Genomic DNA, 26,285 nt, shown 5'->3' on the forward strand with positions numbered 1-26,285 from the left:
CGCCCGCTCACGACCGCTGCCCGCGCCCGTATACGACTGCCACTCAGCGGAACACCACCGTACGGTTCCCGTACACCATCACCCTGCTCTCGCTGTGCCACTTCACCGCGTGCGCCAGCACCTGTGCCTCCACGTCCCGTCCCACCGTCACCAGTTCCTCCGGGTCGAGCGAGTGGTCCACCCGGACCACGTCCTGGTCGATGATCTGGCCCTCGTCCAGTTCCGGCGTGACGTAGTGCGCGGTGGCGCCCACGAGCTTCACTCCTCGGTCGTACGCCTGCTGGTAGGGGCGGGCGCCCTTGAAGCTGGGGAGGAAGGAGTGGTGGATGTTGATGGCGTGGCCCTCCAACTGCTTGCAGAGGTCGTCGGAGAGGATCTGCATATAGCGGGCCAGGACCACCAGGTCGATGTCCAAATCCCGTACCAGATCGAGGAGTCGGGCTTCCGCCTCGGCCTTCGTGTCCCTGGTGACCGGGATGTGGTGGAAGGGGATGCCGTACGTCTCCGCGAGGCCCTCGAAGTCGCGGTGGTTGGAGACGATCGCGGGGATCTCGATGTTCAGGGCGCCGGTGCGCCTGCGGAACAGCAGGTCGTTCAGGCAGTGGCCGAACTTGGACACCATGATCAGGGTCCTGGTCGGGGTCGCCGCGTCCCGGAGGGTCCAGGAGATGTGATACGCCTCGGCGACCGGGCCGAATCGGTAACGCAGTGTTTTCAGGTCGGCGTTTGGATCGGAAACGTCGAAGTGGACCCTCATGAAGAAGCGGCCCTTGAGGCGATCATCGAATTGCTGGCTTTCGAGGATGTTGCCGGAGTTCCGGACGAGAAAGCCGCTCACGGCATGGACCAGTCCGGCGCTGTCCGGACACGAGAGAGTGAGGACGAATTCGCGGCCAGGGTGCGGTCGAGGGGACATGGGAGGCCTCCGTCGGTGCGTCATGCTGGTGCGTATCGCACAACATGGTGAGCGATACGCAACATGGTTGGGTCCCGTGCCGCTCTCGGTCAAGAGGCGGCCGGGCAATGGGCCGCATGGCGAAATCGTCATCTGCCAACCCCTTGACGTATGTCTGCACATTCGCCAGGGTGTTCCACCACAAGCAATACGGTGCACGATGCGCAACGAAATTCGCTCGAAGGGCTCCACACGTGGCAGACCTGTATGTGGACGGAGAATGGCGCGCCGCGGTGGCCGGCGGTCACCGTGACATTCGCTGTCCCGCCGACGGCACGCTCGCCGCGACGGTGTCCGAGGGAACGCGTCCCGACACCGAGGCCGCGATCGCCGCCGCCCGCCGTGCGTTCGACGAAGGGCCCTGGCCGCATACCCCCGAGCGGGAGCGCGGTGCCCTGCTGCTGCGCACCGCAGACATCCTCGAGCGCGACGCCAAGGAATTCGCCCGCGCCGAGTCGCTGGACACCGGCAAGCGGCTGGTGGAGAGCGAGTACGACATCGCCGATGTCGTCTCCTGCTTCCGCTACTACGGCGGGATCGGCGGGACCGACGCCGGCCGGGTCATCGACACCGGGCGCGACGACGCCGTAAGCCGGGTCGTCTACGAGCCCGTTGGGGTGTGCGGGCTCATCACGCCCTGGAACTACCCGCTGCTGCAAGCCAGTTGGAAGGTCGCCCCGGCGCTGCTCGCCGGGAACACGATCGTCCTCAAGCCCAGTGAGCTGACGCCCTCCACCTCCATCCTGCTGATGAAGGCGCTGGAGGAGGCGGGGCTGCCGGCCGGGGTCGCCAATCTCGTGCTCGGCGCCGGACCCGAGGTGGGCGCGCCGCTCTCCGAGGACCCCGCCGTCGACCTGGTCTCCTTCACCGGGGGCCTGGAGACCGGCAAACGCATCATGGCCACCGCCGCCGCGACCGTGAAAAAGGTGGCGCTGGAGCTGGGTGGCAAGAACCCCAACGTCATCTTCGCCGACGCCGACTTCGAGACGGCCGTGGACTTCGCGCTCACGGCCGTCTTCCTGCACTCCGGCCAAGTCTGCTCCGCAGGCGCCCGGTTGATCGTCGAGGACTCGCTGCACGACCGCTTCGTGGACGAAGTGGTGCGCCGCGCCCGGCAGATCAGGCTCGGCGGCCCCTTCGACCCCGAGGCCGAGACCGGCGCGCTGATCTCCGCACAGCACCGCGAGAAGGTCGAGGCGTATGTCGCGGCCGGTATCGCCGAGGGTGCCGTACTGCGCTGCGGTGGCGCGCGGCCGACCGAACTCGCCCTCGCCGACGGGCATTTCTACCCCCCGACCGTCCTCGACGGCTGCACGCAGGACATGCGGGTGGTGCACGAGGAGTCCTTCGGACCCGTGCTGACCGTCGAGCGCTTCACCGACGAGGACGACGCCGTACGCATCGCCAACGACACCGAGTACGGACTCGCCGGCGCCGTCTGGACCCAGGACGCCGGGAAGGCCCAGCGGGTCGCCCGGCGGCTGCGGCACGGCACGGTGTGGATCAACGACTACCACCCCTATGTGCCGCAGGCGGAATGGGGTGGCTTCGGACACTCGGGCGTGGGCCGGGAGTTGGGACCGACCGGCCTGGACGAGTACCGAGAGCCCAAGCACATCTGGCAGAACATCCAACCCCGGCCGCAGCACTGGTTCCGCGGCTGAACGCCGAAAAGAGGTCGATCGTGACCCCAGCACAGACCGAGGTGCCGCAGCGGCGCGGCACGCCCCAGGACTCGGGCCCCACCCCGGTCATCTCCGTGCGCAAGCTGTGGAAGGTGTTCGGGCCGAAGGCGGACCAGGTACCCGACTCAGAGGAACTGTGCGGGCTCACCCGTCGTGAGCTGATGGACCGCACCGGCTGCACCGCCGCCGTACGCGATGTGAACTTCGAGGTCTCGCCCGGCGAGGTCTTCGTCGTCATGGGTCTTTCCGGCTCCGGGAAGTCCACCCTGGTGCGATGTCTGACCCGGCTGATCGAACCCACCGCGGGGGAGATCGTCTTCGAGGGCGAGGACATCCGGGACGCGGACGCCAAGCGGCTGCGCGAGCTGCGGCGCCGTAAGTTCTCCATGGTCTTCCAGCACTTCGGGCTGCTGCCGCACCGCCGGGTCGTCGACAACGTGTCGTTCGGCCTGGAGATCCGCGGCATGAGCAAGGCCGAGCGCACCAAACGGGCCCTGGAAGTCGTCGAGTTGGTCGGCCTCTCCGGATACGAGAACTCCTACCCCGACCAGCTGTCCGGCGGCATGCAGCAACGCGTCGGGCTCGCCCGGGCGTTGGCCGGAGACCCGGACGTCCTCCTCTTCGACGAACCGTTCTCCGCGCTCGACCCGCTGATCCGCCGCGACATGCAGAACGAGGTCATCCGGCTGCACCACGAGGTCGGCAAGACCATGGTGTTCATCACCCACGACCTGTCCGAGGCCCTGAAGTTGGGTGACCGCATCCTCATCATGCGTGACGGCAAGATGGTGCAGTGCGGTACGGGCGACGAGCTGGTCGGTGCTCCGGCCGACGACTACGTGCGTGAGTTCGTGAAGGACGTGCCGCGCGGGGACGTCCTCACCCTGCGCTGGATCATGCGCCCCGCCGTGGACGAAGACGCCCTGGACGGGCCCGAGTTGGGCCCGGACGTCGTCGTACGCGAGGCCACCCGGGCTGTTCTGGCCGCCGACAGGCCGGTCAAGGTCGTCGAGAACGGCAAGCTGCTCGGCATCGTCGGCGACGAGGAGATCCTCGCGGTCGTCGCCGGGCGGGAAGGCGACGCGTGATGACCGTCGCCGTGGAGAAACCGGAGCCCGCAGCGCAAGTCGCGGACGCCGTACCGGACTTGAAGGGCCCGCGCCGCAAGATCACGCGGCCCATGATGGTCGGCGCGATCCTCGTCGCATGGCTGGTGCTGTTCGCCGTACTGCGCGGCAAGCAGACGCTGACGCTCGCGGCGGCCGATCTCACCGGACTGCACCGGTGGTTCAACGACCTCAACGACTCGGTCGGCGCCAACCGTAACTCCAACCCGCTCTTCCTCTACTTCTTCAACGAGATCCGCCTGGTCATCGACAACCTGGTGACCTTCGTCCAGGACCTGATCTCGCAGCCGAGCGGCGACCGTCCGGTGCCGCAGATCGGCTGGCTCGGGGTCGTCGGCATCGCCGGCTTCGTGTCCTGGGCCGTCGGCAACTGGCGGGTCGCGCTCCTCGCCATGGCCGGCTTCGCCTTCTTCGGGCTCCAGGGCCTGTGGCAGGAGAGCATGGACACCCTGGCGCTCACCCTCTCCGCCGTGCTCGTGGCGCTGGTGTTCGCCATCCCCCTGGGGGTGTGGGCGGGGCTGTCCGACCGGTTCAACCGGATCATCACGCCCTTCCTCGACTTCATGCAGACGATGCCGACCTTCGTCTACCTCGCGCCGCTGACGCTGATCTTCCTCATCGGCCCGGCCTCCGCCGTGATCGCCACGGTGATCTACGCGGCCCCGCCCGCGATCCGCATCACCGCGCACGGCATCCGCAACGTCCCGGAGACGACGGTCGAGGCGGCCGACTCCATGGGCTCGACCCGCTGGCAGTCGCTGATCAAGGTGCTGCTGCCGATGGCCAAACGGACCGTGGTGATGGGCGTCAACCAGACCATCATGGCCGCCCTGGCGATGGTCACCATCGCGGCCCTGATCGACGCCCCCGGCCTTGGCAAGACCGTCATGCAGGCCCTCCAGTCGCTCGACGTCGGTACGGCGTTCAACGCGGGCCTGGCGATCGTCATCATGGCCATCGTCCTCGACCGCGTCACCACCGCGTCCAGCACCAGGGCGGAACAGGCCCGCAATTCGAGTGGCCGCTTCCTCAAGTGGCGCCGCCCGCTGCTCGGTTCGGGCGCGGTGGTCGCCGTGGTGCTGATCTATCTGTCGCACACCTACCTCTGGGCGGCGCAATTCCCCGGTGACGGCACCACGGGCACGCACATCGCCAACGCGGCGGACAGCGTGACGACTTGGGCGCAGGACAACCTCTCCGGCATCACCAACGCCTTCCGGGACGCGATCACCAACGGTCTGCTCAACCCGTTCCAGTCGCTGCTCACCGACTCGCCGTGGTGGCTCGTCGGCGCGGCACTGATCGGGATCGGCGTGGTCGTCGGCGGCTGGCGCTCCGGGATCACAACCGCCGTGTGTGTAGGGCTGCTTGTGGGCACCGGCGTCTGGTCGGACGCGATGACCACGCTGGCCTCGACCGTCGTGGCGACCGTGATCGTGATGCTGTTCGGCATCGCCTTCGGCGTGTGGATGGGGCGCAGCACGATGGTGGACCGGCTGCTGCGGCCCACGCTGGACGCGGCGCAGGTCATGCCGCCGTTCGTCTATCTCGTGCCGTTCCTGGCGCTGTTCGGCGCGACCCGCTTCACCGCGATCGTCGCCGCCGTCGTGTACGCCGTACCGGTCGCCATCAAGATCGTCGCCGACGGGGTACGGACCGTACCGGAGACGACAGTTGAGGCGGCCACGGCGGCCGGGTGCAACACCTGGCAGATCATCACCAAGGTTCAACTGCCGATGGCACGCAGCGCCCTGACTCTCGCGACCAACCAGGGCCTGATCTATGTGCTGTCGATGGTTGTTGTGGGCGGCCTGGTGGGAGCCGGCGCCCTCGGCTACGACGTCGTGGCCGGATTCTCCCAGAGCGAGCTGTACGGCAAGGGGTTGGCGGCGGGGCTGGCCATCGTCCTGCTCGGAGTCATGTTCGACCGGATCACTCAGGCGGCCGCGCGCCGAACCAGCGCTTAAAGGAGCACGACACCATGGCAAGACACTGGCGAACCGGCGCGGCCGGCCTGGCCGTCCTCGGCCTCACCCTCACCGCCTGCGGCGGGGCGAAGGTCGGCGACACGTCCTCGGGCTCCGGCTCGGGCAGCAGCGCGGGCAGCTCGGCGAAGTGCGGGACCTTCAACCTCGCGGTCAACCCGTGGGTGGGCTACGAGGCGGACGCGGCGGTCGTCGCGTACGTCGCCCAGCACCAACTCGGCTGTACGGTCAACAAGAAGGACCTGAAAGAGGAGATCGCCTGGCAGGGCTTCGGCACCGGCGAGGTCGACGCGGTCCTGGAGAACTGGGGCCACGACGACCTCAAGAAGAAGTACATCACCGGCCAGAAGACCGCCGTCGAGGCCGGCCAGACCGGCAACAAAGGCATCATCGGCTGGTACGTGCCGCCGTGGCTGGCCAAGGCGCACCCCGACATCCTCAACTACAAGAACCTCAACAAGTACGCGTCGAAGTTCAAGACCTCCGAGTCGGGCGGCAAGGGCCAACTCCTCGACGGAGACCCGTCGTACGTCACCAATGACGCCGCGCTGGTGAAGAACCTGAAGCTCGACTTCAAGGTGGTGTACGCGGGCAGCGAGACCGCGCTCATCCAGGCCTTCCGCACCGCCGAGAAGAACAAGCAGTGGGTCATCGGCTACTTCTACGAGCCGCAGTGGTTCCTGTCCGAGGTGGCGCTCAAGAAGGTCACGCTGCCCACGTACACGACGGGTTGTGACGCGGTCGCCTCGAAGATCGCCTGCGACTACCCGGTCTACGACCTGGACAAGATCGTCAGCGCGAAGTTCGCCAAGTCGGGCAGCCCCGCCTACAACCTGGTGAAGAACTTCAACTGGACGAACGAGGACCAGAACACCGTCGCCAAGTACATAGCGCAGGACAAGCTGTCCGACGACGCGGCGGCGAAGAAGTGGGTCGACGCCAACCAGGCCAAGGTGGACGCCTGGGTCAAGTAGGCGGCGGAAGAACAGGGTTGACCATGCCCGGTGGGCGGTGCGCGCAGGTGCGTACCGCCCACCGGGCATCGCCATGTTCCGGCCGGTGATCAGGGGTGCCGTCCGACGTCACGGGACCCCTTGACACCCACTCCTCGCGCCGGGCACATTGAGTTGCGCAACCTGAAGCATGTTGCGCAGACAGCAACCGGATTGCTCTCTAGCCGGAGGTGCGGCGATGGCGGGACCCCGAGTGGTCATCATCGGAGCGGGCGTCGTGGGGGCGGCGCTGGCGGACGAGATCTCCGCGCGAGGCTGGACCGAAGTGACCGTGGTCGACCAGGGCCCGCTGCCCGCCACCGGGGGCTCCTCCTCGCACGCCCCAGGGCTGGTCTTCCAGACCAACTCCTCGAAGACCATGACCGAGTTGGCCCGCTACACCGTCGAGAAGTTCTGCTCCCTCGACGTCGACGGCAAGCCCTGCTTCCTCCAGGTCGGCGGCCTCGAAGTCGCCACCACCCCCGAGCGCGTCGCGGAACTCCACCGCCGCCACGGCTGGATCACCGCCTGGGGCATCGAGGCCCGTCTGCTCACCGCGGACGAGTGCGTCGAGCAGCACTCGCTGGTGAACCCCGACCGGGTCCTCGGCGGCCTCCTGGTTCCCACCGACGGCCTCGCGAAGGCCGTCCTCGCGGTGGAGGCCCAGATCCGCCGCGCGACGGAGCGTGGCGTGACCTTCCTGGCCCGCCACGAGGTCCTGGACGTCCAGCGGTCCGAGGGTCGCGTCACCGGCGTCCTCACTGACCAGGGCGAGATCCCCGCCGACATCGTCGTGTGCTGCGCCGGCATCTGGGGCCCGAAGATCGCCCGCATGGTCGGCATGAACCTTCCGCTGACCCCGCTCGGCCACCAACTCGCCTGGACGGGACCGGTACCCGCCCTCGCCGGACAGACCGAGGAGGCCGTCCGCCCGATCCTGCGCCACCAGGACGCCGACCTCTACTACCGCGACCGCTTCGACGCCATCGGCATCGGCTACTACGGCCACCGCCCGATGCCCATCACGGCCGACGAGATCCTCTCGGTCGACGAGGCGGCGGACATGCCGTCCGTCCTCAAGTTCACCGAGGACGACTTCGCGCCCGCGTGGACGGAGACGCAGTCCCTGCTCCCCGCGACGAAGGACGCGAAGGTCGAGGAGGGCATCAACGGCCTCTTCTCCTTCACCACCGACAACTTCCCGCTCCTCGGGGAGAGTTCGGAGGTCAAGGGCTTCTGGGTCGCCGAGGCGGTCTGGGTCACGCACTCGGCGGGCGTCGGCCGCGCGATGGCGGAATGGCTGGTCGACGGACACTGCTCGTCCTTCGACCTCCACGAGTGCGACGTCAACCGCTTCGAACAGCACCAACTCGCCCCGGAGTACGTCCTGGCCCGCGACTGCCAGAACTTCGTCGAGGTCTACGACATCCTCCACCCCCTCCAGCCGTCCGGTAAGCCGCGCCCGATCCGCACCAGCCCCTTCTACACCCGCCAGCAGGAACACGGCGCGGTCTTCCTGGAGGCGAACGGCTGGGAGCGCCCGCAGTGGTACGAGGCCAACTCCGGCCTGGTGGAAGGCCGTTCGGTCCCCACCCCGAACGACTGGGCGGCCCAGTACTGGTCGCCCATCGTCGGCGCCGAGGCACAGGCCACCCGCGAGACCGTCGCGATGTACGACATGACGGCCCTCAAACGCCTTGAGGTGACCGGCCCCGGTGCCGCCGACTTCCTGGAGGGCCTGGTCACCGGCAAGGTAGCCAAGTCGGTCGGCTCGGTGACGTACACGTTGCTCCTGGACGAGGACGGCGGCATCCGCAGCGACATCACCGTGGCCCGCCTGTCCCGCGACCGCTTCCAGGTAGGCGCCAACGGCAACCTCGACCTCGACTGGTTCACCCGCCACCTGCCCGCCGACGGCACGGTCCAGGTCCGCGACATCACCCCCGGCACCTGCTGCATCGGTCTGTGGGGCCCCCTGGCCCGCAAGGTCCTCCAGCCCCTGACGGACGAGGACTTCACCAACGACGGCCTCAAGTACTTCCGCGCCAAACACGCCTACATCGGCACGGTCCCCGTCACCGCCATGCGCCTGTCCTACGTCGGCGAACTCGGCTGGGAGCTGTACACCACCGCCGACCAGGGCCAGAAACTCTGGGACACCCTGTGGCAGGCGGCGCAGCCCCTCGGCGGTGTCATCGCGGGCCGCGGCGCCTTCAACAGCCTCCGCCTGGAGAAGGGTTACCGCTCCTTCGGCACCGACATGACCTACGAGCACGACCCCTACGAGGCCGGCGTCGGCTTCGCCGTCAAGCTCGACAAGGGCGACTTCATCGGCAAGGCCGCACTGGAACGCCGAAAGACCGCCGTACAGAGGCAGTTGACCTGCCTCACCATCGACGACCCCAGGTCCGTCGTCATGGGCAAGGAGCCGGTCTACGACGGCGAGCGCCCCGTCGGCTACGTCACCAGCGCGGCCTACGGCTACACGATCGGCAAGGGCATCGCGTACGCCTGGCTGCCCTCCGAACTCGCCACCCCCGGAACGACGTTGCACATCGGCTACTTCGACGAGCGCGTCGAGGCGGTCGTCGCGGCGGAGCCACTGTTCGATCCGACGATGTCCCGCCTCCGCGGTTAGCCGGAAGGACGAGAACGCCGAATGAACGCGCTGAACACCCCCCTGTCCGAACTGGACCCCGAGGTCCACGCCGCGCTCCGCGCCGAACTGCACCGCCAGCAGTCCACGTTGGAGATGATCGCCTCCGAGAACTTCGCGCCCTCCGCCGTGCTGGAGGCGCAGGGCTCGGTCCTCACCAACAAGTACGCGGAGGGCTACCCCGGCCGCCGCTACTACGGCGGCTGCGAACACGTGGACGTCACCGAGCGGTTGGCGATCGAGCGGGTCAAGTCCCTCTTCGGCGCGGGCTTCGCAAACGTCCAGCCGCACTCGGGCGCGCAGGCCAACACGGCGGTCTTCTTCGCCCTGTTGAAGCCCGGCGACACGATCCTCGGCCTCGACCTCGCGCACGGCGGCCACCTCACCCACGGCATGCGCCTCAACTACAGCGGCAAGATGCTGAACGTGGTGCCGTACCACGTCTCCGAGACCGACAACCTGGTCGACATGGACGAGGTGGAACGCCTCGCCAAGGAACACGGCCCCAAGATGATCATCGCGGGCTGGTCGGCGTACCCAAGGCAGTTGGACTTCGCGGAGTTCCGGCGGATCGCCGACGAGGTGGGCGCCCTGCTGATGGTCGACATGGCGCACTTCGCGGGCCTGGTAGCGGCGGGCCTGCACCCGAACCCGGTCCCGCACGCACACGTGACCACGACGACGACGCACAAGACCCTCGGCGGCCCGCGCGGCGGAGTCATCCTCACCAACGAGGCCGACCTCGCCAAAAAGATCAACTCGGCGGTGTTCCCCGGTATGCAGGGCGGCCCGCTGGAGCATGTCATCGCCGCGAAGGCGGTCTCGTTCAAGGTCGCCGCCTCACCCGAGTTCGCCGAACGTCAGGCCCGAACCCTCGCCGGCTCCCGCATCCTCGCCGAACGCCTCACCCGCGCCGACGTGGCCGCGACCGGTGTGAGGGTCCTGACCGGCGGCACGGACGTCCACCTCGTCCTGGTCGACCTGCGCGACTCCGAACTGGACGGCAGACAGGCGGAGGACCTCCTCCACGAGATCGGCATCACCGTCAACCGCAACGCGGTCCCCTTCGACCCCCGCCCGCCCATGGTCACGTCGGGGCTGCGCATCGGCACCCCGGCACTGGCGACGCGAGGCTTCACGGAGGAGGACTTCGCGGAGGTGTCCGACGTGATCGCGTTGGCCCTCCAACCGGAGCCGGACACAGGCCAGTTGCGCACCCGCACGGAAGCCCTCGCGGCGAAGCACCCGCTCTACCCGCACCTGTCCGAGGAGGACGACCCCCGATGACCCCGCGCACCCCGGGCGCCGACCTCCCCGAACACCCCGACTGGCTCTGGCGCACCCCCGAGCCGAAACGCTCGTACGACGTGATCGTGGTCGGCGGCGGAGGCCACGGCCTGGCCACCGCCCACTACTTGGCGAAGAACCACGGCATCACCAATGTCGCGGTGCTGGAGAAGGGCTGGCTGGCGGGCGGCAACATGGCCCGCAACACCACGATCATCCGCTCCAACTACCTCTGGGACGAGAGCGCGGGCATCTACGAGCACGCGCTGAAGCTGTGGGAGGGCCTGGAGGAGGAGCTGGACTACCCGATCCTCTTCTCCCAGCGAGGAGTGCTCAACCTCGCCCACAGCCTCCAGGACGTCCGCGACAGTGTCCGCCGCGTCGAGGCGAACCGCCTGAACGGCGTGGACGCGGAATGGCTCGACGAACGGCAGGTCAAGGAGGTCTGCCCGATCGTCAACGTCTCGCCGGACGTGCGCTATCCGGTCATGGGCGGCACCTACCAACCACGCGCGGGCATAGCGAAGCACGACCACGTGGCCTGGGGCCTGGCCCGCTCGGCGGACGCCGCGGGCATCGACATCATCCAGAACTGCGAAGTCACCGGGCTGGACATCGTCGACGGCAGGGTGGTCGGCGTACAGACGACACTCGGCCCGATAGCGGCAGGCAAGGTAGCCCTGTGCTCAGCCGGCCACACCTCGGTCCTCGCGGCCATGGCGGGCATCCAACTCCCGCTCCAGAGCCACCCGTTGCAGGCACTGGTGTCGGAACTGCTGGAACCGGTCCACCCCACGGTCGTCATGTCCAACGCGGTCCACGTGTACGTGAGCCAGGCGCACAAGGGCGAGTTGGTGATGGGCGCGGGCATCGACTCGTACAACTCCTACACCCAGCGCGGCGCGTTCCACATCATCGAGGAACAGATGGCGGCGGCCCTGGAACTCTTCCCGGTCTTCGCCCGAGCGCACGTCCTGCGCACCTGGGGCGGCATCGTAGACGTCACCCCCGACGCTTCCCCCATAGTCGGCCTCACCCCGGTCAACAACCTCTACCTGAACTGCGGTTGGGGAACCGGAGGCTTCAAGGCGACTCCAGGCGTCGGCTGGGTCTACGCCCACACCATCGCCCACGACACGCCTCACCACCTCAACGCCCCCTTCTCGCTCGACCGTTTCACCACCGGCGCGCTCGTCGACGAGCACGGCGCCGCCGCGGTGGCCCACTAGGGAGCCCAACCATGCTGCTGATCCCCTGCCCCTGGTGCGGGCCCCGCGACGAATCCGAGTTCCACTACGGCGGCCAGGCCCACGTGGCCTACCCGGAGACCCCCGCAGACCTGAGCGACGAGGAGTGGGCGCGCTACCTGTTCTTCCGCGCCAACCCGAAGGGCCCGTTCGCGGAACGCTGGAGCCACGCGGCGGGCTGCCGCCGCTGGTTCAACGCGGTACGGGACACGTCGACGAACGAGATCCTGAGGGTGTATCGGGCGGGGGAGCCGCGACCGGAGGCCAGTGATTTCGGGACTGTGCCTGGGAGCCCGGCACCCTCTCAGCCAGGCCAGGCGTCCTCGGCCGGTCCGGCGACTTCGCAGCCGGGCACGTCACTTCCAGCCGGCCCGGCGTCCACTCTTCAGCACAGGCCCGCACCATCAGCCCGTCCGGCGTTTGAGGACGAGGCCCCTTCAGGGCCGACGGGGGTCCAGGGGGCGGAGCCCCCTGGGAACGGGGTCGAAGGGGCAGAGCCCCTGGAGGACGGGACGGGTGGGGGCGGCGGGGGCGCTGCATCCATCAGCGGCTCTGCCGAGGGCAATCCCTTCCGCCACCCCACCCGCGGCCGAATCCACCGAAACACCCCCCTCACCTTCACCTTCGACGGCACCGAATACACGGGCTACAAAGGCGACACCCTCGCCTCCGCCCTCCTCGCCAACGGCATCATCCAAACCGGCACCAGCATCAAACTCGGCCGCCCCCGAGGCATCTTCACCGCAGGCGTCGAAGAACCCAACGCCGTCATCCAGATAGAGGCCCCCTTCCCCGAGCCGATGCTCCCCGCGACGACGGTCGAGCTGTACGACGGCCTGGTAGCGACCAGCCTCCCGGGCCAGGGCCGCCTCGCCACGGAACCGGACCCCGCCCGCTACGACGCCGTCCACGCCCACTGTGACCTCCTGATCGTGGGCGCGGGCCCGGCTGGCCTGGCCGCAGCATCCGCCGCCGCCCACACCGGAGCCCGAGTCATCCTCGCCGACGACCGCCCCGACCTGGGCGGCAGCCTCCTGGACACAGCCGAACTCCAGGACTGGGTAAGGGAGTTGAACGAGAACCTCACCACCGCCCCCGACGTACGCATCCTGCCCCGCACCACAGTCTTCGGCCACTACGACGACAACCACCTCCTGGCCGTCGAACGCCGCACCAACCACCTCGGCGCAGCCGCCCCCACCCACGTCTCCCGCGAACGCGTCTGGCGCATCCGAGCCCGCCGAGTCGTCCTCGCGACAGGCGCGCACGAACGCTCACTCGCCTTCGCGGACAACGACCGCCCCGGAGTGATGCTCGCCGCCTCGGCCCGCGCCTACGTCAACCGCCACGGCGTCCTGCCCGGCCGCCAGGCCGTCGTCTTCACCACCAACGACACCGCGTACGCAGCCGCGTTGGACCTCGCGAGGGCCGGAATCCACATCGCGGCGATCGTAGACACCCGCTCGTCCGAGAACGAGCCGAGGGAGTGGGCACGCCGAGCCCGCGAGGCCGGCATCGAGGTACTGACCGGCCACGCGGTCGTAGGCACCGAGGGCGCCCCACGACTCACCGCCGTGACGGTCGCCCCGTACGCCGAAAGCGCAACCACGACACGGCACTTCACGACCGACCTCCTCCTGGTCTCCGGCGGCTGGAACCCGGTCGCCCACCTCTTCAGCCAGGCCGGCGGCAAACTCCGCCACGACGAAACCCTCGGCTCCTTCGTCCCCGACACCTGCCGACAGGCAGTCGAGGTCGCGGGCAGCGCGAACGGGGCATCGGACCTGGCCGAAACCCTCGCGCAGGGCGCGTCCGCAGGCATCCGTGCGATCGAGGCCGAGGGCTACACCGCCGAGGCACCGAACCTGCCCCAGGTGCCCACGGAGCCCGACACCACCCCCGCCATGCAGGTCTTCCTGGTCCCTTCCGCCACCGAAGCCCCCCGCTTCGTGGATCTCCAACGAGACGTCACCGTCGCCGACTTGACCCGCGCCACCGCCGCCGGCCTCACCTCCGTCGAGCACACCAAGCGCTACACGACGGCCGGCACGGCCAACGACCAGGGCAAGACCTCCGGCGTCCTGGCCAGCGGAGTGGTCGCCGAACTCCTCGGCGTCGACATCTCGGACCTCGGCACGACAACATTCCGCCCGCCGTACACACCCGTCTCCTTCGCCACCCTCGCCGGCCGCGACCGGGGCGCGCTGCACGACCCGATCCGCACGACGGCCCTGCACGACTGGCACGTGATGCAGGGCGCCCAGTTCGAGAACGTCGGCCAGTGGAAGCGCCCTTGGTACTACCCGCGCGACGGCGAGGACATGGAGACCGCGGTCCTGCGCGAGTGCGCGGCGGCCCGCGAGGGAGTCGGCTTCATGGACGGCTCCACCCTCGGCAAGATCGACGTCCAGGGCCCGGACGCGCCCGTCTTCCTCGACCGGCTCTACACCAACATGATGAGCAACCTGAAGGTCGGCATGATCCGCTACGGCGTCATGTGCCGCCCGGACGGCATGGTCTTCGACGACGGCACCGCCATCCGCCTCGCACCGGACCGCTACCTGGTCACCACGACCACGGGCAACGCCGCCGCCGTACTGGACTGGATGGAGGAGTGGCACCAGACCGAGTGGCCCGAACTCCGCGTCCACTGCGCCTCGGTGACCGAACAGTGGGCCACCGTCGCCCTGGTCGGCCCCCGCTCCCGTGAGGTGCTCGGCTCGCTCGCGCCCCAACTGGCCGTCGGCAACGACGACTTCCCGTTCATGGCCTGGCGGGACACCACCGTCGCGGGCATCGAGGCCAGGGTGTGCCGGATCAGTTTCTCCGGTGAACTCGCCTACGAGATCAACGTGTCACCATGGGAGGCCCTCGCCCTGTGGGAGGCGCTGTACGAGGCCGGTGCCCCCTTCGGTATCGCCCCGTACGGCACCGAGACCATGCACGTCCTGCGCGCCGAGAAGGGCTACCCGATCATCGGCCAGGACACCGACGGCACCGTGACGCCCCAGGATCTGGGCATGAGTTGGGCGGTCTCGAAGAAGAAGCCCGACTTCATCGGCAAGCGCTCCTACGCCCGCGCCGACGCCGTCCGCCCCGACCGCAAACACCTCGTCGGCCTGCTTCCCGACGACCCCACCGCGTTCCTCCCCGAGGGCACCCAACTGATCGCCGACAGCGTGCTCCCGCCGCCGCCCGTCCCGATGCTCGGCCATGTCACCTCCAGCTACCGCAGCGCCGCCCTCGGCCGCACCTTCGCCCTCGCCCTGATCAAGGGCGGCCGGGACCGCATCGGCGAACGCCTCTACGCCCCCGTCGGCGGCGAGTTGATCCCGGTCACCGTCGCAAGCCCCGTCCTCTACGACCCCGAGGGAGCCCGCCGCGATGGCTGACACCGCCCTTTCCGTCCCGCGCCGCAGCCCTCTCGCGGGCGCCGCCGAACGGCTGGCGGCCACGACCCGCTCCTCCGGCGGCGCGGTCCGGCTGGCCGAACTGCCCTTCCTGGCCCAGGTGAACGTCAGGCTCGACGCGAAGGGCGCGGCGGCGGACGCCGTAGGACTCGCGTTGGGTCTGTCGTTGCCCCTTGAGCCCGACACGGTGGTGCGGGCGGGGGAGTTGACCGTGCTGTGGCTGGGTCCTGACGAGTGGCTGGTGGTGGGGCCGCCGGACACGCAGCGGGATGTGGAGAGCCGGATCCGGGCGGCGAGCGGTGACGAGCACGTGGCCGTCACCGATGTCTCGGCCCAGCGCACGACCCTTCTGGTATCCGGTGCGCGTGCCCGCGATCTGCTGGCCCACGGCTGCCCGCTGGACCTGCACCCGCGCGCCTTCGGCGCCGGACGCTGCGCCCAGACGACCCTGGCCCGCGCCCAGGTCGTCCTAGTCGCACGGGACGAAGTCGGCGCCGGATTCTGGGTGTTGGTCCGTTCCTCCTTCGCCGGGTATCTGACGGACTGGCTGCTCGACGCGGCGGCGGAGTACGTGCGCAACGACTGAACCCGCCCCGCGCCGAAGGCCGTTCGCCCGTCGCCGGGAGAACGGCCTTCCGTGTGCGGGTGGTTGTGCGGGTGGGGTCAGGCGACAGCCTGGCCGACCTGCACCTCGTCGAGGTGCTTGGTCTTGGGGATCAGGAGTACGAGTACCGCACCCACGGTGACGCAACCGACGACCAACCAGAGCCCGTTGGTGAACCCGGCGTCGAGGTAGAACTGGGTGCCCTTGAGGATCGCCCCGTGCTGTGCCATCACGACGAAGGCCACCTGGGAGACGATGATCTGCACGACGCCCATACCGAGGGTCTGGACGCCGTTGGCCAAGGCCTGCTCCTCGGGAGTCACCGCCTCGATGATCATGATGGGCACGCTGGCCATGACGATGCCTGTGCCCAGCCCGGCGAACACACCCATCCCGATGATCTGCGGAGCGCTGTGGTGCAGGTGGGTGCCGAGACCGTAGCCGAAGATCGCGAGCAGGGCGCCGGCGCCCAGCAGGATCCGCGAGTCCATCCGGCGGGCGAGCGCGCCGGTACCGACGGCCCCCACGATGATCATGGCGCTGATCGGGCTGGTGACGATGGCGTTGTGGGTCCCGGACCAGCCCAGGCCGTCGGAGATGGTGGGGATCTTCGGCATCAGGATCAGCAACTGGATCACCACGCCGACGGCGCTGAGCGCGCCGGCCGCGACGGACGTGGCCAGGAGCACGGTCCACACCGGACGACGCCGGGTCATGGCCGACGGGAACAGTGGTTCGGCGACCTTGCGCTCGACGAGCACGAAGGCGATCAACGCGACCGCCGACCCGACGACCCAGGTGATGAACCTGCCGCTGCTCCAGCCCCAGTGCGATCCCTCACCGACGGCGTAGACGAGCGCCGTGATTCCTCCGCCCAGGAGGATTCCGCCGGCCCAGTCCATTCGGCCGGCCGCCGCACGGATCGGGCTCTCCGGCACGAAGGCGCCCACCAGTACGAAGCTCAGCGCGGTGCTGATGGCCATGAACCACAGCACGCCGCGGAAGCCGTAGTCGTCCAGGAGCCAGCCGGACAGGAAAGGTCCGCCGAAGGCGACGAGGCCGATACCGCCGGCGAGGATTCCGCTGGCGAGGCCGACCCAGCGGCGGGGGAACACGTCGCGGGTGATCGCGTAGGCGAGCGGCGCGGTGGCCGTGTAGATGCCCGCGATGCCGCGCCCGATCAACAGGGTGCGGTAGTCGGTGGCGACGGCGGCGACCAGGTCGCCGATGAAGCCGAGCCCGGTGGCGGCGAGCAGGACGCGCTTCTTGCCGAAGATGGCCGCGGCCTTGACCGCGAAGGGCAGGAAGAAGGTCCCGGTCAGCAAGGTCATCAGGGTGAACCAGGCGATATTGGTGGTCCGGAAGTGGATCGCGACATCGGCCTGCGCGATACCGGACAACGCGGCGACGAGCGCGACCAGTTGGACGGTCCATACGAGAGCGACGATGACGAGGACGTTGCGGGTGGTGGAGGGGGGTGTCTCGTCTTCGTGAGGGGGACTGAGCTGAGTCTGGGAGGACATCGGCGGCCTTCCGTAAGTGAGCGGAGCGAAGGTCCAGAGAGCCGATAAATTAGACCTAACGGTCGGTACAATCAATGGGACGTGCAGAAAAAGAGTCCCGGTGGCTGAAATACCGGGCGGCCGGTGGTGGGCGTGAGGTCGATGTCGAGCGCCCGGCGCAAGCTAACCTTGCGGCCCGTGTCGGCTCCGGGCCTGGTCAGCGCTGTTTGAGACGCACGGGGGCCAGGTTTCGACAAAATCGTCAACGATTCGGTCGACGCTCTTGCCCGTGCCTTGCCGGAGGGCTACGTTCCTCGCGCACCGAGCCCGATCCGGCGATCGAACGGAGTACCCAGCATGCTCAAGCTGTTCAGAAGGTGTCGGTGGAATTCGGCCACCTTCCTCGCCACCCTCGCGGCGGCCGTCGCGCTGGTGACCGGTGCGAGCGTGGCGCTGGCCAACAGCGTGACCGGCGGTGCGCAGACCGCCGGCTCGGCCTCGGCGAACGCCGTTTCCGCCAACACCGCGACCTCGGGCATCGCACCGGCCATGTCCTGTTCCGGCATCGCCCAACTCGACCTGGCCGCCGCCGTACCCGGTGTGCCCTTCGAGATCAGCTCGGCCACCGAACTCGCCGCGAGCGCCAACACCCTTGGCAACTGGGCGGCTTGTGACGTCAAGGGCGTCATCGCCCCGCAACTCCACTTCGAGATCAAGCTGCCCGAGACCGGCTGGCAGGCCAACTACCTCCAGGTCGGCTGCGGCGGCCTGTGCGGCAACGTCAACGTGACCAGCGCCCCCGCCTCGGCCGGCTGCGTCCCCCTGACCACCGGCGCCTTCGCGGTCGCCTCCAGCGACGAGGGCCACTACCAGGGCGGCGGCCTCTTCTCCACCGACCCGACCCTGCGCGCCGACTTCGGCTACAAGTCGGACCACGAACTGGTCCAGGCGGCCAAGGCGATCATCAAGCAGTACTACGGCCAGGCGGCCACCCACTCCTACTTCGACGGCTGCTCCCAGGGCGGCCACCAGGCCCTCACCGAGGCCCAGCGCTACCCGACCGACTTCGACGGCGTCATCGCCGGCGCCCCGGCCAACAACTTCACCGCGCTGAACACCTTCTCGCACGCCTGGACCGCCCAGTCCGTGTACCTCAATGGCGGCCCGGCGACGATCACCAACGCCGACCTCGCGGATCTCCACAAGGCCGTCCTCAAGGGCTGCGGCTCTCCTGCCGACGGCATCATCGCCGACCCGCTGAGCTGCACCTGGGACCCCGGCACCATCCAGTGCGAGACGGGCCGGACCTCGACGTCCGACGCGTACTGCCTGACCGCCGACCAGGTCACCACGCTGCGCCGCGTCTACGCCGGACCCACCGACGAACACGGCCGACTGCTCTACCCGGGCTACCAGTTGCGGGGCTCCGAGCTGAACTGGGCCGGCATCATCACCCCGGCCACCGCCACCGGCTCCAGCGGCGACATCAGCTTCGTCCGGGAGACCCTGCGCTACCAGATCTTCGACGGCCCGCAGCCGACCCTGACGTACAAGGACATCAAGTTCACGGCCGCCTACTACAAGAAGGTCATGAGCCGGGGCGAGGGCATGTACGACGCCACCGACCCCGACCTCACCGCGTTCAAGAAGGCCGGCGGCAAGCTGATCCTCTGGCACGGTCTCGGCGACCAGCACATCCCGGCCGTGGGAACGATGGCCTACTACAAGGCGGTTGAGAAGGCCGTCGGCGGCGAGGCGGCCACCAAGAGCTTCGCCCGGCTCTTCCTGCTCCCCGGCGTCGCGCACTGCGGCGGCGGCCAGGGCCCGGACACCTTCGACGCGTTGACCGCGATCACCGACTGGGTGACCAAGGGCGACGCCCCGGCGAGCCTGACGACGAAGTCGGTCGACAGCGGCGGGAACACCACCGCCTCCCGCCCGGTCTATCCGTTCCCGTACTACGCGAAGAACACGACCGACGCGAGCGGTTACACCCCCGTCAAGTCCACCGCCGAGGCCGATCTGAAGCTCGACTGGCTCGGTTCCTTCCGCTCCGGCTACGAGACGGTCGGCAACTGGGTGGGCGGCAAGTGGGTGGTCAGCAAGGGCAAGAACTGACGTTTGGCCGAAGGCGACCGGCACGGCATCCATACCTTGCGGACCGTGCCGGGTGTCGTGTCCGTGCGGTCGGTCCAACTCTCCGGCACCATCGAGTCGTTGTGCACTCCCGTCACCCTGGAGCCGTCATGTCCCGATCGGAAGCCCGCGTCGTCACCGACCGACCGCAGCGCTACGCCAAGCAACTCGCCTCCCACCTGGGCCGTCGCAGCGAGACCAGTTGGGACGAGGAGACCGGGGAGGGGCGTCTCGTCTTCCAGGACGGCACAGGATCGCTGACCGCCGCCGAGGGGGCGTTGCTGCTCGCGGTGGAGGCGGAGCCCGAGTTCCTCGATCGGCTGGAAGACGTGGTGGGCCGGCATCTGGTCCGCTTCGGCACCAAGGACGAGTTGATCGTCGAGTGGCGGCGCGACAACGGAGAGCCCGGCACCAGCCAGCGCAGCCCGGGCGACTCTGCCTGAGCCACGGTGGCCGCCCCGGTCAGGACACGCAACCCACGTGCGCCAGCGCCTGCTTGAGCAACACCCCGTGCCCGCCCGGCATTTCGCTCCGCAGTGCCTCCGAGGCGGCCTCCTCCGGGCTGAACCAGACGAGGTCGAGGGCGTCCTGGCGGGGCCGGCAGTCGCCGGTCACCGGTACGACGTAGGCGAGGGACACCGCGTGCTGCCGGGGGTCGTGGTACGGGGTGACCCCGTGCGTCGGGAAGTACTCGGCGACGGTGAACGGCTGCAGCGAGGCCGGGACCCGGGGCAGCGCGACCGGGCCGAGGTCCTTCTCCAGGTTGCGCAGCAGGGCGTCACGGACCCGCTCGTGGTGCAGCACACGGCCGGAGACGAGCGTGCGGTTCACCGTGCCGTCGGGGCCGATGCGCAGCAGCAGTCCGATGCTGGTCACTTCGCCGCTGTCGTCGACGCGGACGGGGACCGCCTCGACGTAGAGGATCGGCATGCGGGCGCGTGCCTGTTCGAGGTCGTCGGCGGACAGCCAACCGGGCGTGGTATCGGTCATGTCAGACATTGCTTGATCATACTTTCAGTGTCCGTCGGATAGCCGGTAGACCCGGCGGGCGTTGTCGGCCCCCGCCCAGCGTGCCAGGCGCAGCGCGTCGGGCAGGCCCAGTTCGTCGGCGTCCACCCGTTCCTGGAGGAGATCCCCCAGACCCCGGCGGAACGCCAGCGCCCCGAGACCGTAGAACTCCGACAGACCATAGGCGTCGGAGCTGTACAGCAGTTTGCGGAACGGTGTGATCTCCAGCGCTTCCGCCAGCACCGCCCGCGCCCGGACCGGACCCACATGATGCAGGGTGAGCCCCACATCGAGGTACACCTGTTCGAAGACGGCCGCCAGGTAGCCGGCCTGACGCTGGTACGGCCAGCAGTGCAGGAGCAGGACCGGGATCGTCCCGGCGGTCAGGTGCAGCCAGTCCGTGAGGAGGGCGGGGTCCGTGCGGTGCAGTCGGATGTCGTTGTCGCCGAAGCCCGTGTGCAGTTGGAGGGGGAGGCCGAGGTCGACCGAGGTCCACAGCAACTCCCGCACGAGGACCGGGTGGTGGAGGCGTCCGCCCTCGGCCAGCCAGACGTGGGCCGCCCGGGCCACCTCCGCCGCCGAGGGCCTGGCCGGGTCGAGATCGAAACCCGTCCGGTACGCGGCCACCGACTTCACCGCCACCACCCCCGGCCGCCGCACCGCGTCCAGCGCGGCGGCCCGGAACGCGTCGGCGTACCCGTCCGGCTCCACACCCCGCGCGGCCACGGACTCCGCGACGGCTTCGAGTCGTACGACCTCATGGGCCACGGCGCCCGCCGCGTCGGCCAGTTGGGCGGGTGAGGTGATGTCGTGGGGTGCGAACCCGGTGTCGACGCAGAACACGTCGGTTCCGGCGGCGGCGAGGAAACGCCGGTTGACCTCACTCGACCCCAACTCGGCGCGCCGGGCGAGGTATGTGTCGGCGGGCGCGTGCCGCTCCAGGTCCAACACGGGTGCGCAGTAACGGCGTACGGCGATCCCGACCGGGCTGTCGAACGGTGAGATCCCGCTGCCGGGCCAGACGTCGCCCTCGGTGAGCAGCGACTCGAAGGCCGCCCGGTCCAGGTCGTCGGTGACGACGCCGTGGCAGTGGTGGTCCACCAACTCCAGTGCGGCGAGCGCCTCGTGGACCGGTCCGGTGCCCATCGTCAGTACTTCCAGCGGTAGGCCGCCGCGATCTGTTCGTCGTCGAGTTCGGCCACGGCCGCGATCTCGCCCTGCCGTACGGCGGTCACCGCGTCGGCCAGGACCGGGCCGAGCGCGGCCCGCAGCAGCTCGTCCTTGCGGAACTCCGCGACCGACTCGGCCAGGGAGGTCGGAAGCCGCCGTACACCACGGGCTGTTGCCTCCGTCGTGCCGAGGTGCGCGGGGTCGCCGGTGGTCTCCTCGGGCAGGGCGGCCGACGAGGTCAGACCGTCGAGGCCGGCGGCGATCAGACAGCCGAGGGCGAGATAGGGGTTGGCGGCCAGGTCGACCGGCTTCACCTCCAGGTTCGCCGCCTGGGCGCGCTGCCCCGCCGTACCGGTGACGACGCGCACCGCGGCCTCGCGGGTCTCACGGCCCCAGGCGGTGAACACCCCCGCCCACTGGGAGGGTTGGAGGCGGAAGCGGCTGGCCGGACTGGGGGCGGTCACGGCGGTGAGCGCGGGGAGGTGGGCGAGGACACCGGCCGCGAACGACTCGGCGTCGGCCGTCATGCCGTAGCGCCGGTCGCCCCCGGTGTGCAGGTTCGTACCGTCGCGCCAGGCGGAGAGGTGGATGTGCCCGCCGTTGCCGACACCCCGGGCGAGGACGGCCGGCGCGAACGAGGCGCGCAGACCGTGCCGCCCGGACACCGCGCGCACGGTCTGTCGTACCAGGACACTGCGGTCGGCCGCCGCGACCGGGTCGAGCGCGGCCACCGAGAGCTCGAACTGCCCGGCCGCGTACTCGGGATGGAACTGGTCCACGTCCACGCCCTGGGCCGCCAGGGCCGACAGCAACTCGGCGCCGTAGTCGCTCAGTTCGACCTGTCGGATCGCGCTGTACGCGGGACCCGACGTGGCGGGGACGAACGCGCCGTCGGGTGCCGCGGCCAGGCCGAGCGCCCACTCGATCTCGATGCCCGCCCGGAAGCCGAGCCCGTGGAGCCGCTGCGCCTCTACGACCGTACGGCGCAGGAAGGTGCGGCTGCAGCCGGGGTGGCGCTCGCCCTCCTGGGTGATGCGGTCGACCGGGGCCCAGGCCCAGCCGGGCTGTGCGGACAGGATGGCCAGGTGGTCGAGGTCGGGGTAGAGCCGCAGATCGCCGTCCGGGGAGCCGAGGACGTCGGTGGTGACGATGGAGTCGTCCGCCAGGAAGGTGTCGAACACCGGGGACATGCCGACGCCCCAGGCCGCCGCCGAGGCGAGCTTCGCGGTCGGGACCGTCTTCACCCGGCCCACGCCCGCGGTGTCGACGTAGGCCAGCACGATCCCGTGCACACCCCGCCCGGTCAGTTCCGCGGCCAGCGCGGTGGCGCGTTCGGCCTCGCCGGGGCGGCCGCCGGGCAGGGGGTCGGCAAGGGTGGTCATACGTCCTCCACGGTCGCGTCCACGAGGGTCGCGGCCACGGCGGTTGTGGGGACAACGGCTGGGGCCGCGACGGTCGGCGTCTCCGTGTCAGGGTTTCACGGCCACCGCTCCGAACTGCGGTACCACGGCCGGGGAGTCGGAGTCCGGACGCCACTGGGAGCACGGCACCAGACCGGGTTCGACGAGCTCGAGGCCATCGAGGAAGGCGGCGACGTCGGCGCGGCTGCGGGCGGTGATCGGGGGAGTGGCGTTCTCGTTCCAGAACGTCATCGCCGGGACATTGCCCTCGCCGCCGAGGTCGGCGTCGAAGGTGGGGTGCGTGAGGACCAGGAAACTGCCGGAGGGGACCGCGGCCATGACGTTGCGCACGACCTCCCGGGCGGCCTCGGTGTCGAGGATGAAGTTCAGGATGCCCAGCATCATCACCGCGACGGGACGGTCGAAGTCCAGTGTGTCGGCGGCCCGTTGGACGATCGACGCCGGGTCGTGCACGTCCGCGTCGATGTAGTCGGTGACGCCCTCGGGGGTGCTCGTCAGCAGGGTGCGGGCGTGGATCAGGACGAGGGGGTCGTTGTCGACGTACACGATGCGCGCGTCCGGAGCGACGCGCTGCGCGATCTCGTGCGTGTTGTCGACCGTCGGCAGTCCGGTCCCGATGTCGAGGAACTGCCGCACCCCGCGCTCGGTCGCGAGGAAGCGGACCGCGCGGCCGAGGAAGTCCCGGTCGGCGCGGGCCACTTCACGGATCACCGGGAACATTCCGGCGACGTGCTCGCCGACCCGCTGGTCGATCTCGTAGTTGTCCTTGCCGCCGATCCAGTAGTTCCACACGCGCGCGTTGTGCGCCACACCGGTGTTGAGCCGGGTCGGTTCCGCTGCCGGGGTGTCGCTGTCAGTCACGTGGTGGCTCCTTCTCGCCCGCGTTGCCGTCCCCGCCATTGTGCCGCCGGGTGATCACCCGGCCCAAGTGTCCATGAAGATTAGGTCACTTGTTCTTCGGGAACGGTGAACTGTCAGTTCACGTCGCCGGGTTGGGCGGTCGGCGTGCGTCCGGCCAGCACGTCCTTGAGGCGTGCGGTGCCCTGCTGCACGGCCGTCCCGGTCGTGTCGGCCTCCGTGCCGTCGAGGCCGCCGGACGTGACGGTGATCGCGTCGGTGCCGACCCGGACGACGGCCAACTCCACGGTGAGCGTGGTGGGTTCGCTGCCGCTCGTGCCCGTGACGGTGACCTGGAGACCCTGCCGGGCGTCGCCCACGGAGGGCACCGGGCTCTCGATGACCTGGACCGTCCTGTGGCCGCCCTTGGAGTCGGTCGCGGTGAACTGGTCGCACTTCACCGGCAGCGTCTTCAGCCAGTTCAGGGAGGTGCCGAGCCGGGCCCGGTCGTAGGCGGCGACCTGGTACAGCAGCCGGGAGTTGCTCTGCTCGAACCCGGTCAGCGCGGACGCGCCGGTCGGCTTGCCGAGGAGATCGTCGTCGTAGAGCGCGTCGAGCAGCTTCTGGCAGTCGGCGGCGTTCGTCTTCGCGGTGAGGAAGTCGGCGACGTCGACCTTGCCGACGATCAGCTTGTCGCCCCAGCGGGCGGCGTCCTGGACCTGCGTCCAGTTGTCTTCGAGGTCCGACTCGGTGATCAGCGCGGTCCTGGCTCCGGCCGGGGTGAGGACGGGGGCGGTGGACTCGGCACGGGGAGCTGCGGACTTCTCCGTACGGGGCGCGGCGAGCTCGGACTCGGCGGCGAGCGGGGAGGCGGCGACCTCCGAGGCGCTGTCGCCGCCCGCACCACCGCCGCCGGAGCAGGCCGCGCAGGTCAGCAGCGCGCCCGCCGCCAGGACCGGGGCGAGGGCACGGACGGGGCGGGAGGACGGGCGACGGTGCATGGCGGGGCCTCCAGGAGGAGTGGCTGGTCCCCTCAGCGCACCATCGGGCCGCCCGACCCTCCAGCGCAGGGGGCCGTACGGGTGAGTCACGGTGGGTAGGGCGCGTTGCCGCTCGGGGGTGGCCGGTACGTCAGCGGGTCCCGTCCTCCGGTGGGCCGGAATGCCGGTGCGGCAGATGCAGACGGTGCTCGTGGTGCTCGTGCGGCGGCCGGGGTTCGTGTTCCGCGCGGCGCGCCCGGGCCGCGAGCCCGGCCTCCAGCACATGCACCGTGCGCCCGCCGCACTTGGTGCAGATCGCGTCGGCGAGGGGTGATCTGAGGGCCTTCCCCTCCTCGTCGACGTACTCCTGCGTGGTCAGTCCGGAGGCGTCGGTCGGATCGGTGAAGAACATCACCTGGAAGGTGGCCTCCCAGCAGTGGCCGCAGTCACCACAGGTGAACGCGAAGGTCTCCGGCACGGCTCGGGGTTCCGCGGTCATGGCAGATTCCTCCGTCGAGTGGGGCGGACGGTCGGGCGACCGGCACTGCCCCCAGCGCACAACGCCGCAGGTCGTACGGCAACTCGAACGCCCCGCCCGGCATGCCCGCGCTCGCGCCCGCCCCGACACTGGCCACAGGCCCCGCCACCGTGACGCGAAGGAGTGACCATGCTGCCCGGATTCCTCACCAGGGCGGTCGAGTTGCTGCTCGGCAGGGAGGGCCGCTCGCTCCACCTGAAGACGGCGGGCACGGCGACGGCGGTCCTCGGCGTGGTGATGCTGGTGGGCTCCTGGGCGGTGGTCGCCGCCGAACACGGAGCGCGCGGCGCCAATCTGACGTCGTACCCGAAGGCTCTGTGGTGGTCCATCGAGACGGCGACGACCGTCGGGTACGGGGACTTCTACCCGGTGACACTGTGGGGCCGCGTCGTCGGCTCGGTGGTGATGGTCGCCGGCATCACCACGTACGGCCTCGTCACGGCGGCCCTGGCCACGTGGTTCGTCGGCCGGGAACAGCGCCGTCGCCATCAACTCGTGCACGGTGCGGAGGAGTTGGGCGAGGAGGCGGTGCGGGCGCTGCATGCGCGCTTCGATCGGCTGGAGCGGATGGTGGGAGGGAAGGGCGAGGGGGCGGGAGGGTGAGGTGAGGGGGAAACGGTGTACGGGCACGAGGGATGCGGCGGGTGGTTGGAGGAGGCGTACGCCGAGCGGCGAGCGGGTGATCGCCCCGAACCCCGGTCCCGGTGATGAAGCCGACGGGCAGCGCCGTGCGAGTTCCGCGCCG

20 protein-coding genes are annotated in these 26,285 nt (G+C 69.6%); 12 read left to right on the forward strand and 8 right to left on the reverse strand.

Features of this window, described 5'->3' with window-relative positions; genetic code table 11:
• Positions 1-43: 43 nt before the first annotated feature.
• Positions 44-916: a formyltetrahydrofolate deformylase gene (gene purU / locus ACIRRY_RS03190; RefSeq protein WP_403967318.1), complete on the reverse strand. Its 873-nt coding sequence runs from the start codon at positions 914-916 to the stop codon at positions 44-46.
• Positions 917-1,149: 233 nt separating this feature from the next.
• Between purU and ACIRRY_RS03195 the strand changes: the two genes are divergently transcribed.
• The 9 genes from ACIRRY_RS03195 to ACIRRY_RS03235 all read left to right on the forward strand — a co-directional run bounded on the left by ACIRRY_RS03195 (position 1,150) and on the right by ACIRRY_RS03235 (position 15,930).
• Positions 1,150-2,619 (forward strand): aldehyde dehydrogenase family protein, encoded by a 1,470-nt coding sequence (locus ACIRRY_RS03195; RefSeq protein ID WP_403967320.1) that lies wholly within the window; start codon positions 1,150-1,152, stop codon positions 2,617-2,619.
• Positions 2,620-2,639: 20 nt separating this feature from the next.
• Complete coding sequence (locus ACIRRY_RS03200; RefSeq protein WP_262059602.1) at positions 2,640-3,728, forward strand: glycine betaine/L-proline ABC transporter ATP-binding protein; 1,089 nt, start codon at positions 2,640-2,642, stop codon at positions 3,726-3,728.
• Positions 3,728-5,734, forward strand: a complete 2,007-nt coding sequence (locus ACIRRY_RS03205) for an ABC transporter permease (protein ID WP_403967322.1) — start codon at positions 3,728-3,730, stop codon at positions 5,732-5,734. The genes ACIRRY_RS03200 and ACIRRY_RS03205 overlap by 1 nt, the downstream gene beginning before the upstream one ends.
• Positions 5,735-5,748: 14 nt before the next feature.
• Positions 5,749-6,726 carry an ABC transporter substrate-binding protein gene (locus ACIRRY_RS03210; RefSeq protein ID WP_403967324.1) on the forward strand — a complete coding sequence of 326 codons (978 nt, stop codon included), beginning with the start codon at positions 5,749-5,751 and terminating at the stop codon, positions 6,724-6,726.
• A 217-nt stretch (positions 6,727-6,943) separates the two neighbouring features.
• On the forward strand, positions 6,944-9,382 hold the full coding sequence (locus ACIRRY_RS03215; protein ID WP_403967326.1) for an FAD-dependent oxidoreductase: 2,439 nt from the start codon (positions 6,944-6,946) through the stop codon (positions 9,380-9,382).
• Positions 9,383-9,403: 21 nt separating this feature from the next.
• Positions 9,404-10,687 carry a serine hydroxymethyltransferase gene (gene glyA / locus ACIRRY_RS03220; protein WP_403967328.1) on the forward strand — a complete coding sequence of 428 codons (1,284 nt, stop codon included), beginning with the start codon at positions 9,404-9,406 and terminating at the stop codon, positions 10,685-10,687.
• The gene (locus ACIRRY_RS03225; RefSeq protein ID WP_403967330.1) at positions 10,684-11,916 is read left to right on the forward strand and encodes a sarcosine oxidase subunit beta family protein; all 1,233 of its coding nucleotides are present in this window, start codon (positions 10,684-10,686) and stop codon (positions 11,914-11,916) included. Before glyA ends, ACIRRY_RS03225 begins: the two co-directional genes overlap by 4 nt.
• A gap of 11 nt (positions 11,917-11,927) precedes the next feature.
• Entirely contained in the window at positions 11,928-15,326 is a 3,399-nt protein-coding gene (locus ACIRRY_RS03230; protein ID WP_403967332.1) for a sarcosine oxidase subunit delta family protein, read from the forward strand.
• Positions 15,319-15,930: a sarcosine oxidase subunit gamma gene (locus ACIRRY_RS03235; protein ID WP_403967334.1), complete on the forward strand. Its 612-nt coding sequence runs from the start codon at positions 15,319-15,321 to the stop codon at positions 15,928-15,930. The genes ACIRRY_RS03230 and ACIRRY_RS03235 overlap by 8 nt, the downstream gene beginning before the upstream one ends.
• 77 nt (positions 15,931-16,007) lie before the next feature.
• On the opposite strand, the gene ACIRRY_RS03240 is transcribed toward ACIRRY_RS03235, so the two are convergent.
• Complete coding sequence (locus ACIRRY_RS03240; protein ID WP_403967336.1) at positions 16,008-17,471, reverse strand: MFS transporter; 1,464 nt, start codon at positions 17,469-17,471, stop codon at positions 16,008-16,010.
• Between the two features lie 336 nt (positions 17,472-17,807).
• On the opposite strand from ACIRRY_RS03240, the gene ACIRRY_RS03245 reads away from it, so the two are divergent.
• Positions 17,808-19,568: a tannase/feruloyl esterase family alpha/beta hydrolase gene (locus ACIRRY_RS03245; protein ID WP_403967338.1), complete on the forward strand. Its 1,761-nt coding sequence runs from the start codon at positions 17,808-17,810 to the stop codon at positions 19,566-19,568.
• Between the two features lie 128 nt (positions 19,569-19,696).
• Positions 19,697-20,029, forward strand: coding sequence for a DUF2218 domain-containing protein (locus ACIRRY_RS03250; protein WP_200691500.1), 333 nt, complete (start codon positions 19,697-19,699; stop codon positions 20,027-20,029).
• A gap of 19 nt (positions 20,030-20,048) precedes the next feature.
• On the opposite strand, the gene ACIRRY_RS03255 is transcribed toward ACIRRY_RS03250, so the two are convergent.
• The 6 genes from ACIRRY_RS03255 to ACIRRY_RS03280 form a co-directional block, all read right to left on the reverse strand.
• Entirely contained in the window at positions 20,049-20,576 is a 528-nt protein-coding gene (locus ACIRRY_RS03255) for an NUDIX hydrolase family protein (RefSeq protein ID WP_403967341.1), read from the reverse strand.
• Positions 20,577-20,600: 24 nt separating this feature from the next.
• Positions 20,601-21,740, reverse strand: a complete 1,140-nt coding sequence (locus tag ACIRRY_RS03260; protein ID WP_403967343.1) for an amidohydrolase family protein — start codon at positions 21,738-21,740, stop codon at positions 20,601-20,603.
• A gap of 2 nt (positions 21,741-21,742) precedes the next feature.
• On the reverse strand, positions 21,743-23,146 hold the full coding sequence (locus tag ACIRRY_RS03265) for a glutamine synthetase (RefSeq protein WP_403967345.1): 1,404 nt from the start codon (positions 23,144-23,146) through the stop codon (positions 21,743-21,745).
• A gap of 87 nt (positions 23,147-23,233) precedes the next feature.
• On the reverse strand, positions 23,234-24,046 hold the full coding sequence (locus ACIRRY_RS03270; protein ID WP_403967347.1) for an SAM-dependent methyltransferase: 813 nt from the start codon (positions 24,044-24,046) through the stop codon (positions 23,234-23,236).
• Positions 24,047-24,159: 113 nt separating this feature from the next.
• The gene (locus tag ACIRRY_RS03275; protein WP_403967349.1) at positions 24,160-25,023 is read right to left on the reverse strand and encodes a hypothetical protein; all 864 of its coding nucleotides are present in this window, start codon (positions 25,021-25,023) and stop codon (positions 24,160-24,162) included.
• A 130-nt stretch (positions 25,024-25,153) separates the two neighbouring features.
• Positions 25,154-25,501, reverse strand: a complete 348-nt coding sequence (locus ACIRRY_RS03280) for a hypothetical protein (protein ID WP_403967351.1) — start codon at positions 25,499-25,501, stop codon at positions 25,154-25,156.
• Between the two features lie 168 nt (positions 25,502-25,669).
• Between ACIRRY_RS03280 and ACIRRY_RS03285 the strand changes: the two genes are divergently transcribed.
• Positions 25,670-26,143, forward strand: coding sequence for a potassium channel family protein (locus ACIRRY_RS03285; protein WP_403967353.1), 474 nt, complete (start codon positions 25,670-25,672; stop codon positions 26,141-26,143).
• Positions 26,144-26,285 lie beyond the last annotated feature (142 nt).

The organism is Streptomyces sp. NPDC101776, from assembly GCF_044766845.1.
Classification (GTDB): Bacteria; Actinomycetota; Actinomycetes; order Streptomycetales; family Streptomycetaceae; genus Streptomyces.

Excerpts from the sequence above, each read along its gene's own strand:
- ACIRRY_RS03275 (WP_403967349.1), bottom strand. The coding sequence starts at position 25,023 with ATGCACCGTCGCCCGTCCTCCCGCCCCGTCCGTGCCCTCGCCCCGGTC.
- ACIRRY_RS03250 (WP_200691500.1), top strand. The coding sequence starts at position 19,697 with ATGTCCCGATCGGAAGCCCGCGTCGTCACCGACCGACCGCAGCGCTAC.
- ACIRRY_RS03265 (WP_403967345.1), bottom strand. The coding sequence starts at position 23,146 with ATGACCACCCTTGCCGACCCCCTGCCCGGCGGCCGCCCCGGCGAGGCC.
- ACIRRY_RS03285 (WP_403967353.1), top strand. The coding sequence starts at position 25,670 with ATGCTGCCCGGATTCCTCACCAGGGCGGTCGAGTTGCTGCTCGGCAGG.
- ACIRRY_RS03255 (WP_403967341.1), bottom strand. The coding sequence starts at position 20,576 with ATGACCGATACCACGCCCGGTTGGCTGTCCGCCGACGACCTCGAACAG.
- ACIRRY_RS03230 (WP_403967332.1), top strand. The coding sequence starts at position 11,928 with ATGCTGCTGATCCCCTGCCCCTGGTGCGGGCCCCGCGACGAATCCGAG.
- ACIRRY_RS03205 (WP_403967322.1), top strand. The coding sequence starts at position 3,728 with ATGACCGTCGCCGTGGAGAAACCGGAGCCCGCAGCGCAAGTCGCGGAC.
- ACIRRY_RS03235 (WP_403967334.1), top strand. The coding sequence starts at position 15,319 with ATGGCTGACACCGCCCTTTCCGTCCCGCGCCGCAGCCCTCTCGCGGGC.
- purU (WP_403967318.1), bottom strand. The coding sequence starts at position 916 with ATGTCCCCTCGACCGCACCCTGGCCGCGAATTCGTCCTCACTCTCTCG.
- ACIRRY_RS03260 (WP_403967343.1), bottom strand. The coding sequence starts at position 21,740 with ATGGGCACCGGACCGGTCCACGAGGCGCTCGCCGCACTGGAGTTGGTG.
- ACIRRY_RS03280 (WP_403967351.1), bottom strand. The coding sequence starts at position 25,501 with ATGACCGCGGAACCCCGAGCCGTGCCGGAGACCTTCGCGTTCACCTGT.
- ACIRRY_RS03225 (WP_403967330.1), top strand. The coding sequence starts at position 10,684 with ATGACCCCGCGCACCCCGGGCGCCGACCTCCCCGAACACCCCGACTGG.
- ACIRRY_RS03210 (WP_403967324.1), top strand. The coding sequence starts at position 5,749 with ATGGCAAGACACTGGCGAACCGGCGCGGCCGGCCTGGCCGTCCTCGGC.
- ACIRRY_RS03215 (WP_403967326.1), top strand. The coding sequence starts at position 6,944 with ATGGCGGGACCCCGAGTGGTCATCATCGGAGCGGGCGTCGTGGGGGCG.
- ACIRRY_RS03245 (WP_403967338.1), top strand. The coding sequence starts at position 17,808 with ATGCTCAAGCTGTTCAGAAGGTGTCGGTGGAATTCGGCCACCTTCCTC.
- ACIRRY_RS03240 (WP_403967336.1), bottom strand. The coding sequence starts at position 17,471 with ATGTCCTCCCAGACTCAGCTCAGTCCCCCTCACGAAGACGAGACACCC.
- glyA (WP_403967328.1), top strand. The coding sequence starts at position 9,404 with ATGAACGCGCTGAACACCCCCCTGTCCGAACTGGACCCCGAGGTCCAC.